We start from the raw sequence: 17,795 nt of genomic DNA, 5'->3' as shown, positions 1-17,795 counted from the left end.
CACTGCCACGAACGAGAGACCCACGCCATGGACCTGCAACTCAAAGACAAGGTGACGCTCATCACCGGCCCGGCCAAGGGCATGGGCGCCGCCATCACGCTGGCCTTCGCACGCGAAGGCGCGAAGCTGGTGCTGGCCGGCCGCGACACCGCCGCCATCGAACCCGTGGCCGCCGAAGCGCGCGCGCTCGGCGTCGATGTGATCGTGGTGCCCTGCGACCTGACCGCGCCGGCGCAGACCGAGGCGCTGGCAGTGAAGGCACTCGAAGCCTTCGGCCGCATCGACGTGCTGGTGAACGTGGCCGGCGGCTCGGGACCGATCGGCAAGACGGGGTGGGAAACCACCGCCGAAGAATTCAACGAGATCGTGCAGCTCAACATGACGGGCTGCTTCAACACGATCCACGCGGTGCTGCCGTCGATGATCGAACGCAAGAGCGGAAAAATCGTCAACGTGGGCGGCACCTTCGGCCTGCGCGGGCGCGCGGGTCGCATGGCGTACTCCGCGTCGAAGTGGGGCCTGCGCGGCATCACCAAGAGCTTCGCGCTCGAAGCCGGCCCCTACAACATCAACGTGAACAACGTCGCGCCCGGCATGGTCGACGGCCCGCGCTTTCGCGAGAAGGTGTGCGCCAACATGACCGAGAAGCTGGGCATCACGCTCGAAGAAGCGATGACGCGCCACGCCGCCGACTACGCACTCAAGCGCGTGTCGACCGATGCCGACATTGCCAACGCCTGCCTCTTCATGGCGAGCGAAGTGTCCAGACAGATCACCGGCGTCGACCTCCCCGTCGACGGCGGCTGGGCTGCACTCTGAACCCGCCAGGAGCAACCGCATGAGCAAAGAAGTCGACCTCGTCATCCGTGGCGCCCACGTGGTGTCGCCGGACCAGATCATCGAAGCCTCCGTGGCGATTTCCGGCGAGCACATCGTCGCGGTCGGCCACGACGACACGATGCCGGCCGCGCGCGAAGAGATGCGCGCCGACGGCCTCTACCTGCTGCCCGGCGCGATCGACAGCCACGTGCACTTTCGCGACCCCGGCTATCCGAACAAGGAAACCTGGAAGACCGGTTCGGCCGCGGCCGCGCTCGGTGGCGTGACGACGGTGTTCGAGATGCCCAACACCAACCCGCCGACCGGCACCGTCGAGGCGCTGAAAATCAAGCTGAAGGCGGCCGAGTCGTCGTACTGCGACTTCGGCATCCACGGCCTGCTCGGCGACGACAGCATCGACCAGCTCGAGGCGATGCTCGACGCGGGCGTGACCAGCTTCAAGGCCTTCGTCGGCAACACCTTCGGCAACCTGCCGGCGCCGAGCGACGGCGCGCTGCTCGAGGGCTTCGAGATCCTGGCGCCGCTGGGCATCCGCACGGTGGTGCATGCCGAGAACTCGTCGATCCTGTTCCGCCGCCAGAAGCACCTGCAGGAGTCCGGCCGCATCGACGCGATGGCGCACCTGGCCGCGCGGCCCGCGGTGGCCGAGATCGAGGCGATCAATCGGGTGCTCACGCTGGCCGAATGGACCGGCGCGCGGGTGCACATCGCGCACCACAGCGCGGCCGATTCGCTCTACCTGCTGCGCGAGTTCAAGCGCCGCGGCGTCGACGTGACGGCCGAGACCTGCCCGCAATATTTGCTGCTCAACACCGACCACATGTTGAAGCTCGGCGGCGTGATGCGTGTGAACCCGCCCATCCGCGAGGCCCGCCACAACCAGCCGCTGTGGGACGCGCTGATGGACGGCACGCTCGACATGATCGCGACCGACCACGCGCCGCACGCGCCCGAGGAAAAGACGCGCGCCAACATCTGGGAGTGCGACTGCGGCTTCCCCGGCGTCGAGACGCAGATGCCGCTGATGCTCACCGAAGTGAACCGCGGCCGCGCTTCGTTGATGGACTACGTCAAGTGGAGTTCCGTCGCGCCGGCCAAGGCCTGGGGCCTGTACGGCACCAAGGGCGTGATCGCACCCGGTGCGCACGCCGACATCGCCTTCGTGGACATGGCGCGTGCCGGCACGCTGTCGCAGAACAAGCTGCAAAGCATCAGCAAGATATCGCCGTGGAACGGCCGCGCGGTGCAGGGCTACCCGCTGCACACGCTGCTGCGCGGCCGCTTCATGATGCGCGATGGCAAGCTCGTGACCGATGCAGTCGGCTGGGGCCGCTCGGTCAAGGGCATCCAGAAGATGCCGACGGCCAAGCCGCGCAACATGGAGCACTACATGAGCGCGATCGGCGAGGCGCCGGAAGGCATTCCGCCGAACGCGGTGCCGCTGGTGGACGCGCTGTGACGGCGGTGCAGAAGGTCGACGTGTTCCGCGTGGCCTGCAGCGGACCGTCCGACCTGTCGGGCGTGCAGGCGCTGATTGACGGTAAGAAGCTCGACCCCGCACAGATCGTGGCGGTCATGGGCAAGACCGAAGGCAACGGCTGCGTCAACGACTTCACGCGCGACTTCGCGGCCACGGCCTGGTGCCACTTCCTGGCGCCGCATCTCGGCTGCACGGCCGATGCGGTGCACGACCGCGTCGCGCTCGTGATGTCGGGCGGCACCGAGGGCGTGCTGTCGCCGCACTTCACCGTGTTCACGCGCGGCAGCGTCGAAGCGTCGGACACCGCGGGCGAGAAGCGCCTCGTGATCGGGACCGCGCACACGCGCGCTTTCGCACCGGAAGAGATCGGCCGCATGGCCCAGGTCGAGGCCACCGCCGACGCGGTGCGCGCCGCGATGCGCGATGCCGGCATCGACGACGTGGCCGACGTGCACTTCGTGCAGATCAAGTGCCCGCTGCTCACCTCGGCCAAGGTGCTCGCGGCGCAGCAGCGCGGCGCCGCCACCGTGACGCGCGACACCTACGAATCGATGGGCTGGTCGCGCGGCGCTTCGTCGCTCGGCGTCGGGCTCGCGCTCGGCGAATTCGATGCAATCGACGAGGCGACGATCCTGCACGATCCCACGCTGTACTCGGCACGCGCCTCGGCCTCGGCCGGCATCGAGCTCGAAGGCAACGTGGTCATCGTGCTCGGCGAATCGGCCCGCAGTGCGTCGCGCTTTCGCATCGCGCACACGGTGATGCAGGACGCGATCGACGCCGCGAGCGTGCGCCGCATGCTGCGCGACGCGTTCGGGCTCGACCCCGAGCGCGATGCCGATGCCATCGCTGCGCGTCTTGTGAACCTGCTGGCCAAGGCCGAGGCCAGCCCGAGCGGCCAGGTGCGCGACGCGCGCCACACCATGCTGAACGACTCCGACATCAATTCGACGCGGCATGCCCGCGCGGCGGTCGGCGGCGTGCTGGCCTCGGTGGTCGGTCGCACCGCGCTGTACGTGTCCGGCGGCGCCGAGCACCAGGGCCCGCCCGGCGGCGGCCCGGTCGCCGCCATCTTCGCCATCGCTGCCCACTGAAAGCCTCCATGCGCAACGCCTTCATCCAACTGTCCGACGTGATGCTGCGCTACGGCGCGGGCACGGTCGCGCTCGACCACACGACGCTAGGCATCGACGAGGGCGACTTCGTCGCGCTGGTCGGGCCGAGCGGCTGCGGCAAGTCGACCATCCTGAAGCTGGTCGCCGGCCTGTTGCGGCCGAGCGCGGGCGTGGTGATCGCCGGCGGGCGCGAGGTGGGCGCGGTCGGCACGCAGCCGTCGGGCGTGCATGCGTCGGCCTCGCCGCGGTTGCGCGTCGGCCTGGCGTTCCAGAACCCGACGATGCTGCCCTGGCTCACGATCCGCGACAACGTGATGATCCCGCTCAAGATCGTCGAGCCGTTCCGCCAGGATTTCCGCAAGAAGAAGAAGGGCGAGTACACCGACCGCGTCGAAGCGCTGCTCGCGCAGGTCGGCCTCAAGGGCTTCGGCGAGAAGCGGCCCTGGCAACTGTCGGGCGGTATGTTGCAGCGCGCATCGCTGTGCCGCGCGCTGATCCACGACCCCGAGTTGCTGCTTCTCGACGAGCCCTTCGGCGCGCTCGACCAGTTCACGCGAGAGGAGCTCTGGGACATCATGCAGAAGCTCTGGATGGACCGGCGCCCGACGGTGCTGCTGGTGACGCACGACCTGCGCGAGTCGGCCTACCTCGCCAACCGCATCTGCGTGATGAGCTCGCGGCCCGGCCGCATCCTGGAGACGCGCGACGTCGGGTTCGCGCGGCCGCGCACGCTCGAGAGCAGCTACGCGCCCGAGTTCGCGCTCTTGGTGCAGCAACTGCGCATGCGCATCGCCGATGCGCGGCGCGATGGCGATGCGACGCCGCCTGCGGCCGTGGCTTCCAAAGTCGAAGAGGTGGCGGCATGAACGCGCTCTCGCCGCTCGTGCGCCAGCGCCTGCTGTCCGTCGGCGCCTTCGTCGGCTTCTTCCTGCTGTGGGAAGTCGTCTGCTTGGCGTTCAATGTGTCCGACCTCATCCTCCCTCGCCCGAGCCAGATCGCGAAGGTGCTGATCGAGAAGATGCCGCTCCTGTGGCCGCACGCGCTTCAAACGCTCTACACCACCTTCGTCGGCTTCGCGTTCGGCGTGCTGGCGGGCATCGTGATCGGTGTCGGCATCGGCTCGTCGAAGCTGGCCTACGACGTGACCTATCCGCTGCTGGTCGGCTTCTCCAGCATCCCGAAGGTGGCGGTGGTGCCGCTCTTCGTCGTGTGGTTCGGCGCGGGCACGGTGCCGGCCATCCTCACCTCGATGGTGATCAGCATTTTCCCGGTGGTGGTGAACGTGGCGACCGGCCTCGCCAGCACCGAGCCCGAGCTGGAAGACGTGCTCAAGGTGCTCGGCGCAAGGAAGCGCGACATCCTCTGGAACGTCGGCCTGCCGCGCGCGCTGCCCTACCTGTTCGCATCGCTCAAGATCGCGATCACGCTGTCCTTCGTGGGCACCGTGCTGGCCGAGACGGTGGCGTCGAACAAGGGCATCGGCACGGTGATGATGATCGCCAGCGGCAACTTCGACGTGCCGATGGTGTTCGCCGGCCTCTTCCTGCTGGCGGCGATGGGCATCGTGCTCTATGCGCTGTCGTCGCTGGTCGAGCAGCGCATGACCGGCTGGTCGCAGCGCAAGACCGACATGGCGATGGGCTGAGCCCGTCGCCCCCTCCGCCACCCATTCACAGAAAGATTCCATGGACCGTCCTGTCTCCCGTCGCAGCGTCACGCTCGCCGTCGCCGCACTGGCCGCCTCTGCGGCCTTCATGCCCTCGCAACCGGCACAGGCGCAAGCCGTCACGCCGATCAAGTTCGTGCTCGACTGGAAGCTGCAAGGCATCCACGCGTGGTACTACCTGGCCGAAGACCGCGGCTACTTCGCCCAGGAAAAACTGGCCGTGACCATCGACCAGGGCGACGGCTCGGCCGCCACGGTCACCAAGATCATGGCGGGCGCCTACCAGGCCGGCTTCGGCGACGTGAACGCCGTCATCCAGAACGCATCGGCCAAGCCTGGCGCGGCGCCGGTGATGGTCTACATGGTCTACAACCGCGCGCCGTTCGCGCTCATCGTGAAGGCCGACAGCCCGATCAAGACCCTGCGCGATTTCGAGGGCCGCACCATCGGCACGCCCGCGGGCGGCGCCGCAGCGCGTATGTTCCCGGTGATGGCCGCCAAGAGCGGCGTCGACGCCTCGAAGGTGAAGTGGACCAACGTCGCGCCCAACCTGCAGGAGCAGTTGATGCTCAAGAGCCATGTCGACGGCTCTGCGGTGTTCTCGGTGACCAGCTACATGAACCTGGTCGCGCAGGGGCTCGACCCCGACAAGGACATCCGCTGGTTCCACTACGCCGACCACGGCGTGGAGCTCTACGGCAACGGCGTGATGGTGTCGCCGCAGCTCATCAAGGACAAGCCGCAGGCCGTGGCCGGCCTGGTGCGCGCGATCCACAAGGGCGTGCGCGACGCCGCCGCCGACCCGGACGCCGCCATCGCCGCGCTGATGAAGCGCGAGCCGCTGCTCAACAAGGACCTGGAAAAACGCCGGCTGCTGTACACGCTCAAGACCATCATGCTCACGCCCGAGGTGGCGGCCAACGGCTTCGGCGATGTGAGCGATGCACGCTTTGCACGGTCCTTCATCCAGCTGAAGGAGGCGTTCGACCTGCAACGCGTGCCGACCGCTGCGGAGGTGTTCGACCGCCGCTTCCTGCCCCCGGCGGCAGAACGCAAAATCGCCATGAAATGACGACGACTTCCACGACCCCCACGACCGATTCCAGCTTCGACTGCGCCTGGGTGCTGGCCGATCCGGGGTCGGCACCGGTACAACGCGATGTGCGCATCGGCATCGCCGACGGGCGTGTCGCCGCCATCGAATCGTTGCCGGCGGCCGTTCCCGGTCGTCGCCAGCTGGCGCTGCCGGCACTGGCCAATGCGCACGACCATGCACGCACCTTTCGCAGCGCGACGCTCGGCGCGTTCGGCCAGCCGCTGGAAACCTGGTTGCCCTTTCTCGGCGTGGTGCCGGGCATGGACCCGTACCTGTGCGCGGCCACGTCGTTCGCACGCTCGGTGCGCAACGGCGTCGCCGACCTGATGGTTCACTACACCCGCGTGCAGGGCGGCATGCCTTACGTCGACGAAGCCCGCGCGGTCGCGCGCGCCGCCAGGGATGTCGGCGTGCGCATCGGCTTCGCGATCGCGATGCGCGACCGCAACGGCATCGCGTACTGCGACGACGCCACCGCGCTGGGCGCACTGCGGCCCGGCATCCGCGAGGCAGTGGCTGCACGGCTGTCGGTGAAGCCGGTGGCGCCCGCGCAGCAGCTCGCGCTGGTCGACGAAGTCGCGGCCATGGTGGAAGCGGGCGGTGATGGCGAGCACGTCTCCGTGCAGTACGGCCCCGCTGCCGTGCAGTGGTGCAGCACGCCGCTGCTCGAAGCCATCGCTCAGGCTTCGGCCAACACCGGTCGCCCGGTGCACATGCACCTGCTCGAAACGCAATACCAGCGCCGTTGGGCCGACGAGGCGCACCCCGGCGGCATCGTGAAGTTCCTCGACAGCATCGGCCTGTTGACGCCTCGGCTCACGCTCGCGCACTGCACCTGGGCGCGCCCCGATGAACTCGCGCTGATCGCCGAGCGCGGCGCGACCATCGCGGTCAACACCAGCTCGAACCTCGGCCTGAAGTCGGGCATCGCGCCGCTGCCGGAAATGCTGAAGCAAGGCTGTCGCGTGGCGATGGGCCTCGACGGCATGGCCTTCGACGAAGACGACGACGCGCTGCGCGAAGCGCGGCTCGCTTATTCGCTGCACCGCGGCTGGGGCTACGACACGACCATGACGCCGGCGCAGCTCTGGCGTTTCGCGTCGCGCGGGCGCATTGCGGTCGGTGCGCCGGCCGACCTCGTGCTGCTCGACTGGGATGCGCTCGACGACGACGCGCTGTTCCCCGACACCGACCCGCTCGACCTGCTGCTCGCCCGCGCGAACGGCCGGCACATCGCGAAGGTGCTGATCGGCGGCCGCACGGTGGTCGATGCGGGCCGCGTGACCGGCATCGACGAGCCCGCGTTGCGTGCCGAACTCCTGGCGCGCACGCGGGCGGCGCTGGCGGCCGATGGCGCGCATGCACACTGGCGCACCGTCGTCGGCGAACTGGCCGAAGACCTCGCCCCTTTTTATCGGCACACCGGCTTCGGTGGCTGCTGCAACTGACCCGAAAGACCCTTCCATGACCCGTCTCAACATCACCGCCGGCGGCCTCAAGTTCATCGCCGAAACCCATCCCGACGCGCCGCTCACCGTGGCGGCGTTCTCGAAGCTGCTGCCGTACCGGCAAAAGCTCATCCATGTGCGCTGGAGCGGCGAAGGCTGCTGGGTGCCACTCGGCGAATTCAAGCTCGAGAACGACGGCGTGCCTGTCGGCTTCGAGAACCACACCAGCCATCCGTCGGTGGGCGACATCCTGTTCTATCCGGGCGGCTACAGCGAGACCGAAATCATCTGGGCCTACGGCGCCTGCAGCTTCGCCAGCAAGATGGGGCAGCTGGCCGGCAATCACTTCCTGACCATCGTCGAAGGCAAGGAGCAGCTTCGCGAACTCGGCACCAAGGTGCTGTGGGAAGGCGCGCAGGACGTGCTGTTCGAACTCGTCTGAGGCCCCCGCGCTGCGGTCGGGCAGGCCGCAGCTATAGATGCGAAAAGCGATCCTTGCTCATCAGAACGTCGACACGGTGAACCTGTGCAGCGCCCTCCAGGATCGCATTCATTCGTTCGACATCGCGAAAGATCTTGCCGCCGCCCCCCTCCACATGGGCCTGGCGCCCCGCCAGATCGGGAAAAGCTTCAAAGATGCCGAAGCGCGTCGTCGAGAACCGCACGGCGAACCAAGGGCCGGTGCCGGGCTCGTTTTCGACACAGGCACGGATGTCGCGCAGCATCTGCACCACCGCGTCTTCCTGGCCGGGCCTCGCCTCGATCTGGATGAAGAAGGCCTTGCGGCCTTCGGCGCCCTGGTCTCCCAGCACCTGCACACCGGGGTGAAGGTGGGGGCGGGTTGCGTGGCCCTCTGCATGGGCCAGCATCGGTCGGTCGGTCATGGGGATCTCCGTTTCAGATGCGCCAATGTAGGCCGCGAGTCGCCTCCCGCCGTGCCGGAACGTCGCGACTCCTTGCCTGATCGTCCGCGCCCGCTTTACGGGACTCGGCCCCGCGACAAGAATGGCGCATGTTCGACGACCTGCGGCAAGCCACCTTGCGCTACACCAGCGCCCATGGCGAAGCCGACGGTGTGGCGACGACGCCGGTTGCCGGTCTGTACCTGGTCCAGCGCACGGCCTGCAGCGAGATCGAACACACGGTCGCCCGGCCGCTGGTGTGCAGGGTGCTGCAAGGGCGCAAGGAGGTGGCCATCGGACGGCATGTGATGTCCTATGGCGCCGGCGACACCATGATCGTCACGGGCAGCGTGCCGACCGCGAGTCGGATCGTGCAGGCGAGCGTGGTCGAGCCCTATCTGTCGATGGCGCTGGACCTCAATCCTGCATTGATCACCGATCTGATCCTGGGCGCGCCCGATGACACCGCGTCGTCGGCTTCGCCGCATGCGGACCGGGACCTCGGCGACGCGCTGCGTCGGCTGGTGCTGCTGCTGGATCGTCCGCATTCGCTGGCGGTGCTCAAGGACGCGTTGATCGGCGAAATCCATCATTGGCTGTTGATGGGGAGACAGGGCGCCGCCATCCGGAACCTTGGCCTGCCCGACAGCCATGCACGGCGAATCGCGCGTGCCGTGGCCCTTTTGCGAGCCGACTGTTGCCAGCCGCTGCCGATCGAGCGCCTTGCCGCTGCGGCCGGCATGAGTCGATCGGCCTTTCATCAGCACTTCCGCGCCATCACCTCGATGTCGCCGCTGCAATTTCAGAAGAGCCTTCGATTGATCGAAGCGCGGCGCCTGGTGCTGTCCGAGGGCCGCTCGTTGAGCCAGGTCGCTTTCGATGTGGGCTACGCAAGCAGCTCGCAGTTCAGCCGCGAGTACGCCCGGATGTATGGGCAGCCGCCGAGCCGGGACAAGCAGGCGGCTGAACGACGACGGAGGGCGGCGGGCGCAGAGCGCGGAACGATGGCGGCGATCACAGGCTGAAGTCGTAGTCCACCGTGATCGGTGCATGGTCACTGAACTTCACCGTCTTGTAGATCGATTCTTCGCGTGCGAGAGCGCCGAGCGCCGGCGTCGCCAGGTGGTAGTCCAGCCGCCAGCCCACATTCTTTGCATACGCCTGCCCGCGGTTGCTCCACCAGGTGTAGGCGTCGCCGGTGGTGTCGGGCTTGAGTTGGCGGTACACGTCGACCAGTCCCGCGCCGTCGGTGCCCGCGTCGAGCAGGCGCGTCATCCAGGCACGCTCTTCGGGCAGGAAGCCGCTGTTCTTCATGTTGCCCTTGAAGTTCTTCAGGTCGATCTCCTGGTGGGCGATGTTGATGTCGCCGCACAGGATGAATTCGCGCTCGCGCTTGAGCGCATTCAGGTGCGGAAAGAAGCCCTTGAGAAAACGGAACTTGGCGGCCTGGCGCTCTTCGCCCGACGAGCCGCTCGGGAAGTAGCAGCTGATGATCGAGAGCTTGCGCGTCGGTGTGTCGAAGCGCAGTTCGAGGTAGCGGCCCTCGGCGTCGAACTCGGCGTCGCCCCAGCCGACGATCACCTCGCTGGGTGCATGCTTCGTGTAGATCGCAGTGCCGGCATAGCCTTTTTTTTCGGCGAAATGGAAGTGGCCCTTGAGGCCGGCCATGTCTTCGAAACGGCCCGCCACATCGCTCGCCTGCACGCGGATCTCCTGCATGCAAATACAATCCGGCGCGAGTTCGGCCACCCAGTCGGCCACGCCTTTGGTAGCGGCCGAACGCAGGCCATTGAGGTTGAGGCTGGTCAGTTTGAACACAAGGAATCCGATGGCTGATGTGAAAGAAAGTGGCGGCGCGCTCGCTCAGGACTTCGTGCAATTTGCGATCGAATCCGGCGTGTTGCGATTTGGCCAGTTCAAGACCAAGGCCGGTCGCATGAGCCCGTATTTCTTCAATGCGGGCCTGTTCGACGATGGCGCGAAGCTCGCGCGGCTGGCCGGATTTTATGCAGAGCGTCTGATTGCGAGCGGCCTCGAATTCGACATGATCTTCGGCCCTGCCTACAAGGGCATTCCGCTCGGCGCCACGGTGGCCGTCGAGCTCGCGCGCCGTGGGCGCAACGTGCCCTTCGCCTACAACCGCAAGGAAGCCAAGGACCATGGTGAGGGCGGCACGCTGGTCGGCGCGCCACTCGCGGGTCGCGTGCTGATCGTCGACGACGTGATGTCGGCCGGCACCGCGGTGCGCGAATCTATCGCGACGATCCAGGCGGCCGGTGCAACGGCGCATGCCGTAGTCATCGCGCTCGACCGCCAGGAAAAGGCCACCGAGAACGGCGCCGATGTGGCGCACAGCGCCGTGCAATATGTCCGCAACCAGCTCGGCATGCAGGTGATCGCTATCGCGGCGCTTGACGACTTGTTACAGTATCTGTCGGGCAGCGCGGATCCTGAGCTGGGCGCCCACCACGAGGGCGTTCTGGCCTACCGGGCGCGATATGGCGCGACTTGATCCGAACATGACAAAGGGATGCTGCCGGTGCACAAGCCAACATTGATCGCTGCGTTGTCGCTGCTGGCCGGCGCTGCGGCGCATGCGCAGCCTGCTGCGGCCCCGTCGTCGATCTACAGCTGCACGGATTCGCGCGGCCGCAACATCACCGCCGATCGCCCGATTGCCGACTGCATCGATCGCGAGCAGCGTGAGCTCAATTCGAGCGGCACGACGCGTCGCAAGATCGAACCCACTTACACCGCGCGCGAACAGGCCGAACGCGACGAACGCGCGCGGCAAGCGCAGATGCTGGCCTCGCGCCAGACCGAAGAGCGGCGCCGCGAGCGCGCGCTGCTCGTTCGCTATCCGAGTGCCATCGCACACGACCGCGAGCGCGCCGAGGCGCTGGTGCAGATCGACGCGGTGATCAAGGCGGCTCGCCAGCGTCTGGGCGAATTGTCCGACGAACGCAAGAAGATCGACGACGAGCTCGAGTTCTACAAGGGCGACGTGAGCAAGGCACCCGGATCGGTGCGCCGCAAGCTCGAAGACAACGCGCAGAGCGTCGCCGTGCAGAACCGCTTCATCGGCGAGCAGGAAGACGAGAAGCGGCGTGTCAACGCACGCTTCGACGAAGAGCGCTCGCGCCTGCGCCAGCTGTGGGCGATCGACGCGGGCGGTGCGCCCCGCTAACGCGCGCCGCCCGTCACGCGATTCAGCCCAGTTTCGATTTCAGCAGGGCGTTCACCTGTGCAGGGTTCGCCTTGCCCTGGCTCGCCTTCATCACCTGACCGACCAGCGCGTTGAAGGCCTTGTCCTTGCCGGCGCGGTATTCGGCGATGTTCTTTTCGTTCTTGGCAAGCACCTCGTCGATGATCTTGTCGAGCGCGCCGGTGTCGTTCATCGGCTTCAGGTCTTTGGCTTCGATGATCGCGTCGACATCGCTGCCCTCGCCGGTCCAGAGCGCGTCGAACACCTGGCGCGCGGCGCTGTTCGGGATCGTGCCGTCGGCAATGCGCGCGATGAGCTGGCCGAGTTGTGCCGCCGAAACCGGCGCCGCGTCGATGCTCAATTCCTGTGCGTTCATGCGGCGCGCGAGTTCGCCGGTGATCCAGTTGCTCGCCAGCTTGGGTGCGCCGCCCGCCGCCACGGCCGCATCGAAATAGCCGGCCAGCGCGGTGCTCTGCGTGAGCTGCGCCGCGTCGTACGCCGACAGGCCGTGCGTCGTCACGTAGCGCTCGGCCATCGCCCGCGGCAGCTCGGGCATCTGCGTCTTCACACGGTCGATCCAGTCCTGCGCGATCACCAGCGGCGGCAAATCCGGGTCGGGAAAGTAACGGTAGTCGGCGGCGTCTTCCTTGGTGCGCATCGCGCGCGTCTCGCCGGTGTCAGGGTCGAACAGCACGGTGGCTTGCTGGACGGCGCGCCCGTCTTCGATCTCCTCGATCTGCCAGCGGATTTCGTAGTCGATCGCCTGCTGCATGAACTTGAAGCTGTTCAGGTTCTTGATCTCGCGGCGGGTGCCCAGCTTGTCGCCGGGCTTGCGCACCGAGACGTTCGCATCGCAGCGGAAGCTGCCTTCCTGCATGTTGCCGTCGCAGATGCCGATCCAGGTGACGATCTTGTGCAGCTCTTTCGCATAGGCCACGGCCTCGGCGGTGGAGCGCATGTCGGGCTCGGTCACGATCTCGAGCAGCGGCGTGCCGGCGCGGTTCAGGTCGATGCCCGACTGGCCGATGAAGTCCTCGTGCAGTGACTTGCCGGCGTCTTCTTCCAGATGCGCACGCACCAGGCGCACGGACTTCTGTTCTTCACCGAGGAAGAACGACACCATGCCGCCTTGCACCACGGGAATTTCGAACTGGCTGATCTGGTAGCCCTTGGGCAGGTCGGGATAGAAGTAGTTTTTGCGCGCGAAGACGCTGCGCGGCGCGATGGTCGAGCCGAGCGCGAGACCGAGCTTGATCGCGCGTTCGACCGCGCCCTTGTTCATCACCGGCAATGTGCCCGGCAGTGCGAGGTCGACGGCGCACGCTTGCGTGTTCGGCTCGGCGCCGAAGGCGGTCGACGCGCGGCTGAAGATCTTGGAGGCGGTCGACAACTGCGCATGCGTCTCGAAGCCGATGATGACTTCGTAGCCGCGCACCAGCGGGCCGGTCGGGCGGCCTTCCTGCTGCGCTTCGAATGTGTTCACGGGTTCGCTCATCTCAAAAGCCCTCCGGCGTGCGCGCGTGCCAGTCGGTGGCTTGCTGGAAGCGGTGCGCTGCATTGAGCAGCTTCGCCTCGCCGAAGTAGTTGCCGATCAGTTGCAGGCCCACGGGCATGCCGGCGTCGAAGCCGGCCGGCACGCTCATGCCGGGCAGGCCGGCGAGCGAGGCGGGCAGCGTGAAGATGTCGGCCAGGTAGTCGGCGACCGGGTCGTCGCCGTGCTCGCCGATCTTCCAGGCGATGGTCGGCGCGACCGGGCCGGCGATCACGTCGCACTGCGCAAAGGCCTGCTGGAAGTCGTCGGCGATCATGCGGCGCACCTTCTGCGCCTGCAGGTAATAGGCGTCGTAGTAGCCGTGGCTGAGCACGTAGGTGCCGATCATGATTCGGCGCTTCACCTCGTCGCCGAAGCCTTCTTCGCGCGTCTTCGCGTACATGTCGGCGAGGTCCTTGTACTGCGTTGCGCGATGGCCGAACTTCACGCCGTCGAAGCGGCTCAGGTTGCTCGACGCTTCGGCCGCCGCGAGGATGTAGTACACGGGGATCGACAGCTCGGTGCGCGGCAGCGTGACGGCCACGCGTTTCGCCCCGAGCTTCTCGTAGGCGGCCAGCGCCGCATCGACCGCGGCGCGCACGCCGGGCGCCACGCCGTCACCGAGAAATTCGCTGGGCACGCCGATGCGCAGGCCCTCGAGCGAGGCGTTCAGGTCACGCGAAAAGTCTTCGGCGGGGCGATCGATCGAGGTCGAGTCGCGGTCGAGGTCGGGTCCGCAGATCGCCGACAGCAGCAGCGCGCAGTCTTCGGCCGAGTGCGCCATCGGCCCGGCCTGGTCGAGGCTCGACGCGAAGGCGACCATGCCGTAGCGCGAGGCGCGGCCATAGGTCGGCTTGATGCCGGTGATGCCGCAGAAGGAGGCGGGCTGGCGGATCGAGCCGCCGGTGTCGGTGCCGGTCGCGGCCGGTGCCAGGCGCGCTGCCACGGCGGCCGCGCTGCCCCCCGACGAACCGCCGGGGATGCGGCGCGTGTCCCACGGATTGCGCACGGGCACGGCCTGGTCGGCGCCGACCGCCGGCACGGCGACGTTCTCGTTGGCCGAGCCCATCGCGAATTCGTCGCAGCTCAGCTTGCCGAGCGACACGGTGCCGGCTTCGGCCAGCTTGCGAACGACTGTCGCGTCAAAAGGCGAGCGGTAGCCGGCCAGCATGCGCGAGCCGGCGGTGGTGGGGAAGTCGGTGGTGACGAAGATGTCCTTGTGCGCGATCGGCACGCCCGTCAGCGCGGGCGCGTTGCCTTTGGCGATCAGCGCGTCGGCGGCGCGGGCCTGGGCCAGCGTGGCGTCGGCGTCGACCGCGACGAAGGCGCCGAGTGCTTCGTGCGTCTTCATGCGCGCGAGGAAATGCTGGGCCGTTTCGACCGCCGACACTTCGCGCGCAGCCAGGACGCGCGCCAGTTCGGCCACGCCCTTGTGGTGCAGATCGGTATTGCTCATTCGATCACCTTCGGCACCAGAAACAGGCCGCGTTCAACGGCTGGCGCACTCTTCTGGTTGGCTTCGCGGTTGTTCGGCTCGCTCACCACGTCGTCGCGCAGCCGCAATGAAATGTCTTCAATCGTGGCCACGGGATGGGCCAGGGGCTCGACGCCGGTCGTATCGACGGCGCGCATGCGCTCCACGAGATCGAAGAAGCCGTTGAGCTGGCCGAGCATTCGCTCGCTTTCGTCGGGCGCCAGTTGCAGGCGCGCCAACGTGGCGATGCGTGCGATATCGGAAGCGGAAAGGGACATCGGAAAAACGGCGTGAAACCGGAGGTAATCGCACTCCGCGAGGGGGTGCAGACACGGGGAACGGGGGGGTTTCGGTTATTATCCCGCCTTTGCCGCAACCCCCGCGAACGCGCCGGCTTTTGCAGCAAAAACGATCAATCCACCCCGTCAAACGACCCAAAAAGAAGGGCGACGACATGCCGAAGCGCATGCCGTGCCCCAGAGGATTTCCGCAATGTTCGGTACTTTTCGTCGGTACTTTTCGACCGACCTCGCGATCGACCTCGGCACCGCCAACACCCTGATCTTTGCCCGCGGCAAGGGCATCGTGCTGGACGAACCTTCGGTTGTCGCCATCCGCCACGAAGGCGGCCCCCACGGCAAGAAGGTGATTCAGGCGGTCGGCCGCGAGGCCAAGGCCATGCTCGGCAAGGTGCCCGGCAACATCGAGGCGATCCGCCCGATGAAGGACGGCGTGATCGCCGACTTCGTGATCACCGAGCAGATGATCAAGCAGTTCATCAAGATGGTGCATCCGCGCTCGATGCTCACGCCGAGCCCGCGCATCATCATCTGCGTGCCCTGCGGTTCGACCCAGGTCGAGCGCCGCGCCATCAAGGACGCGGCCGAAGCGGCCGGTGCCACGTCGGTCTATCTCATCGAAGAACCCATGGCCGCGGCCATCGGCGCCGGCCTGCCGGTGTCTGAAGCCTCCGGCTCGATGGTCGTCGACATCGGCGGCGGCACCACCGAAGTGGGCGTGATCTCGCTCGGCGGCATGGTCTACAAGGGCAGCGTCCGCGTCGGCGGCGACCGCTTCGACGAAGCCATCATCAATTACATCCGCCGCAACTACGGCATGCTGATCGGCGAGCCGACGGCCGAAGTCATCAAGAAGACCATCGGCTCGGCCTTCCCGGGCTCCGAGGTCAAGGAGATGGAAGTCAAGGGCCGCAACCTGTCCGAAGGCGTGCCGCGCAGCTTCACCATCAGCAGCAACGAAGTGCTGGAAGCGCTCACTGATCCGCTCAACAACATCGTGTCGGCCGTGAAGAACGCGCTGGAGCAAACACCGCCCGAACTCGGCGCCGACATCGCCGACCGCGGCATGATGCTCACCGGCGGCGGCGCCTTGCTGCGCGACCTCGACCGCCTGCTGGCCGAGGAAACCGGCCTGCCGGTGCTGGTCGCCGAAGACCCGCTGACCTGCGTGGTGCGCGGTTGCGGCATCGCCCTCGAGCGCATGGACCGCCTCGGCAGCATCTTCACCTCGGAATAACCCCAGCGGTCGCGTATGCCGCTCGGCACGCTTGATCGCAGCGCTCCGCCCCTGTTCAACCAGGGGATGTCGGCACTCAGCAAGCTGATCTTCTTCAGCGCGCTCGCGCTGTTCCTGATGGTGGCCGACGCGCGCTTCCACATCGTGCAGCCCGTGCGCGCGGCCATCGGCGCGGTGCTGTATCCGGTGCAGTGGCTGGCGCTCAAGCCGGTACAGATGGTGCTGGGCGGCGGCCGCTACCTCGAAGACCTGCAGACCGCGCAAAGCAACGAATCCGAAGCGCGCAAGGCGCTCGCGCTGCAGGCCGAGCGAGCCGGGCAGTCGGACACGCTGGCGCTCGAAAACGCGCGACTGCGCTCCCTGCTCGAACTGCGCGCCAGCAAGACCACGCCGAGCCGCGCGGCCGAGGTGCTCTACGACGCAGCCGATCCCTACACCCGCAAGATCGTGATCGACCAGGGCCTGACGCACGGCATCGTGGCCGGCTCCCCGGTGATGGACGAGCGCGGCGTGCTCGGGCAGGTGACGCAGGTGCAGCCCTTCACGAGCGAGATCACGCTGGTGATCGACCGCGACCTGTCGATCCCCGTGCAGAACACCCGCACCGGCGCGCGCAGCGTGGCCTTCGGCGACGCGACCGCGCACGGCGGCGGGCTCGAACTGCGCTTCATGCAGGCCAACTCCGATGTGCAGGAAGGCGACCTGCTGTCCACCAGCGGCGTCGACGGCGTCTATCCGCCGGGCCTGCCCGTCGCGCGGATCGACCGCATCGAGCGCCGCGCCGACTCCGCTTTCGCGCGCATCCACTGCGTGCCGCTCGCCCAGGTGAATGCGGCGCGCTACGTGCTGGTGCTGGCGCCGACCGGGGCACCGACGGCGCCGAAGCCTGTGGCAGCACCGGCTCCCGCATCTGGCAAGAAGAAGCCGGCGGACGCCAAGGCGGCCGACAAGAAGGAAGGACGCGCGCGATGATCATGCGACCCGGCCAGCAGCAACTGCTGCTCCCCGTCAGCCCGCTCTTCATGTGGGCCAGCCTCTTCGCGGCGCTGCTGCTCAATATGATTCCGGTGGGGCGCGCAGCCTGGACGCCCGACTTCCTCGCGCTGGCCATCGTGTTCTGGAGCGTTCACCAGCCGATGCGCATCGGCATCGGCGTGGCGTTCGCGTTCGGCCTGGCGATGGACGTGCACCAGTCGGCCATGCTCGGCCAGCACGCGCTGTCGTACACCACGCTCGGTTACTTCGCGATCGCGATCCACCGTCGCCTGCTCTGGTATCCGGTGGTGTCGCAGGCGCTGCAGGTGCTGCCGCTGTTCGCGTTGTCGCACCTGATCGAGCTGGCCATCCGCATGATCGGCGGCGGCGCGTTTCCGGGATGGAACCTGTTGATCTCGCCGGCACTCGAATCGCTGCTGTGGCCGCTCGCCAGCCTGCTGCTGTTGGCGCCCCAGCGGCGCACGCCCGACCCGGACGCCAACCGCCCGCTGTGACACTCTTCGCCC

Annotated in this window: 19 protein-coding genes; 14 read left to right on the top strand and 5 right to left on the bottom strand. The window is 67.4% G+C overall.

Annotation, left to right across the window (positions count from 1 at the left end; translation table 11 throughout):
• The first annotated feature begins 27 nt into the window (after positions 1–27).
• The 8 genes from AX767_RS09240 to AX767_RS09205 are packed head-to-tail and all read left to right on the top strand — an operon-like array spanning position 28 to position 8,087.
• Entirely contained in the window at positions 28–819 is a 792-nt protein-coding gene (locus tag AX767_RS09240) for an SDR family NAD(P)-dependent oxidoreductase (protein WP_068630649.1), read from the top strand.
• Between the two features lie 19 nt (positions 820–838).
• Positions 839–2,299, top strand: coding sequence for a dihydroorotase (locus tag AX767_RS09235; protein WP_068630646.1), 1,461 nt, complete (start codon positions 839–841; stop codon positions 2,297–2,299).
• On the top strand, positions 2,296–3,414 hold the full coding sequence (locus AX767_RS09230; protein WP_269465559.1) for a ring-opening amidohydrolase: 1,119 nt from the start codon (positions 2,296–2,298) through the stop codon (positions 3,412–3,414). The genes AX767_RS09235 and AX767_RS09230 overlap by 4 nt, the downstream gene beginning before the upstream one ends.
• An 8-nt stretch (positions 3,415–3,422) precedes the next feature.
• Positions 3,423–4,301: an ABC transporter ATP-binding protein gene (locus tag AX767_RS09225; RefSeq protein ID WP_068630644.1), complete on the top strand. Its 879-nt coding sequence runs from the start codon at positions 3,423–3,425 to the stop codon at positions 4,299–4,301.
• Positions 4,298–5,080 carry an ABC transporter permease gene (locus tag AX767_RS09220; protein WP_068630642.1) on the top strand — a complete coding sequence of 261 codons (783 nt, stop codon included), beginning with the start codon at positions 4,298–4,300 and terminating at the stop codon, positions 5,078–5,080. The genes AX767_RS09225 and AX767_RS09220 overlap by 4 nt, the downstream gene beginning before the upstream one ends.
• A 40-nt stretch (positions 5,081–5,120) precedes the next feature.
• Positions 5,121–6,173: an ABC transporter substrate-binding protein gene (locus tag AX767_RS09215; RefSeq protein ID WP_156481004.1), complete on the top strand. Its 1,053-nt coding sequence runs from the start codon at positions 5,121–5,123 to the stop codon at positions 6,171–6,173.
• The gene (locus tag AX767_RS09210) at positions 6,170–7,645 is read left to right on the top strand and encodes an amidohydrolase family protein (RefSeq protein WP_082754937.1); all 1,476 of its coding nucleotides are present in this window, start codon (positions 6,170–6,172) and stop codon (positions 7,643–7,645) included. Before AX767_RS09215 ends, AX767_RS09210 begins: the two co-directional genes overlap by 4 nt.
• 16 nt (positions 7,646–7,661) lie before the next feature.
• Positions 7,662–8,087 carry a DUF3830 family protein gene (locus AX767_RS09205; protein WP_068630640.1) on the top strand — a complete coding sequence of 142 codons (426 nt, stop codon included), beginning with the start codon at positions 7,662–7,664 and terminating at the stop codon, positions 8,085–8,087.
• Positions 8,088–8,118: 31 nt separating this feature from the next.
• Here AX767_RS09205 and AX767_RS09200 read toward each other — a convergent pair whose 3' ends face one another.
• Positions 8,119–8,514, bottom strand: a complete 396-nt coding sequence (locus AX767_RS09200) for a putative quinol monooxygenase (RefSeq protein WP_068633519.1) — start codon at positions 8,512–8,514, stop codon at positions 8,119–8,121.
• Between the two features lie 143 nt (positions 8,515–8,657).
• On the opposite strand from AX767_RS09200, the gene AX767_RS09195 reads away from it, so the two are divergent.
• Positions 8,658–9,572, top strand: coding sequence for an AraC family transcriptional regulator (locus AX767_RS09195; RefSeq protein ID WP_068630638.1), 915 nt, complete (start codon positions 8,658–8,660; stop codon positions 9,570–9,572).
• Here the strand turns inward: AX767_RS09195 and AX767_RS09190 are convergent.
• A complete protein-coding gene (locus AX767_RS09190; protein WP_068630636.1) occupies positions 9,562–10,365 on the bottom strand; it encodes an exodeoxyribonuclease III in 804 nt (267 codons plus the stop codon). The two genes, AX767_RS09195 and AX767_RS09190, sit on opposite strands and share 11 nt — an antisense overlap.
• Positions 10,366–10,375: 10 nt before the next feature.
• On the opposite strand from AX767_RS09190, the gene pyrE reads away from it, so the two are divergent.
• Positions 10,376–11,059: an orotate phosphoribosyltransferase gene (pyrE, locus tag AX767_RS09185; RefSeq protein ID WP_068630634.1), complete on the top strand. Its 684-nt coding sequence runs from the start codon at positions 10,376–10,378 to the stop codon at positions 11,057–11,059.
• A gap of 18 nt (positions 11,060–11,077) precedes the next feature.
• Positions 11,078–11,734, top strand: a complete 657-nt coding sequence (locus AX767_RS09180; RefSeq protein ID WP_068630632.1) for a hypothetical protein — start codon at positions 11,078–11,080, stop codon at positions 11,732–11,734.
• Positions 11,735–11,756: 22 nt separating this feature from the next.
• On the opposite strand, the gene gatB is transcribed toward AX767_RS09180, so the two are convergent.
• The 3 genes from gatB to gatC are packed head-to-tail and all read right to left on the bottom strand — an operon-like array spanning position 11,757 to position 15,035.
• Positions 11,757–13,247 (bottom strand): Asp-tRNA(Asn)/Glu-tRNA(Gln) amidotransferase subunit GatB, encoded by a 1,491-nt coding sequence (gene gatB / locus AX767_RS09175; RefSeq protein ID WP_068630630.1) that lies wholly within the window; start codon positions 13,245–13,247, stop codon positions 11,757–11,759.
• Position 13,248: 1 nt separating this feature from the next.
• Positions 13,249–14,739 carry an Asp-tRNA(Asn)/Glu-tRNA(Gln) amidotransferase subunit GatA gene (gatA, locus tag AX767_RS09170; RefSeq protein WP_068630628.1) on the bottom strand — a complete coding sequence of 497 codons (1,491 nt, stop codon included), beginning with the start codon at positions 14,737–14,739 and terminating at the stop codon, positions 13,249–13,251.
• Entirely contained in the window at positions 14,736–15,035 is a 300-nt protein-coding gene (gatC, locus tag AX767_RS09165; protein ID WP_068630626.1) for an Asp-tRNA(Asn)/Glu-tRNA(Gln) amidotransferase subunit GatC, read from the bottom strand. Before gatC ends, gatA begins: the two co-directional genes overlap by 4 nt.
• Positions 15,036–15,249: 214 nt before the next feature.
• Here gatC and AX767_RS09160 point away from each other — a divergent pair, with 214 nt between their 5' ends.
• The 3 genes from AX767_RS09160 to mreD are packed head-to-tail and all read left to right on the top strand — an operon-like array spanning position 15,250 to position 17,783.
• On the top strand, positions 15,250–16,293 hold the full coding sequence (locus AX767_RS09160) for a rod shape-determining protein (protein ID WP_068630624.1): 1,044 nt from the start codon (positions 15,250–15,252) through the stop codon (positions 16,291–16,293).
• A gap of 15 nt (positions 16,294–16,308) precedes the next feature.
• The gene (gene mreC, locus AX767_RS09155; RefSeq protein WP_068630620.1) at positions 16,309–17,265 is read left to right on the top strand and encodes a rod shape-determining protein MreC; all 957 of its coding nucleotides are present in this window, start codon (positions 16,309–16,311) and stop codon (positions 17,263–17,265) included.
• Complete coding sequence (gene mreD, locus AX767_RS09150) at positions 17,262–17,783, top strand: rod shape-determining protein MreD (RefSeq protein ID WP_068630617.1); 522 nt, start codon at positions 17,262–17,264, stop codon at positions 17,781–17,783. Before mreC ends, mreD begins: the two co-directional genes overlap by 4 nt.
• Positions 17,784–17,795: the final 12 nt, after the last annotated feature.

The sequence above is a fragment of the Variovorax sp. PAMC 28711 genome, assembly GCF_001577265.1.
Taxonomy (GTDB): Bacteria; Pseudomonadota; Gammaproteobacteria; order Burkholderiales; family Burkholderiaceae_C; genus Variovorax.
The sequence above is the reverse complement of the archived record's forward strand: the minus strand, read 5'-3'. Positions and strand labels throughout refer to the sequence as shown.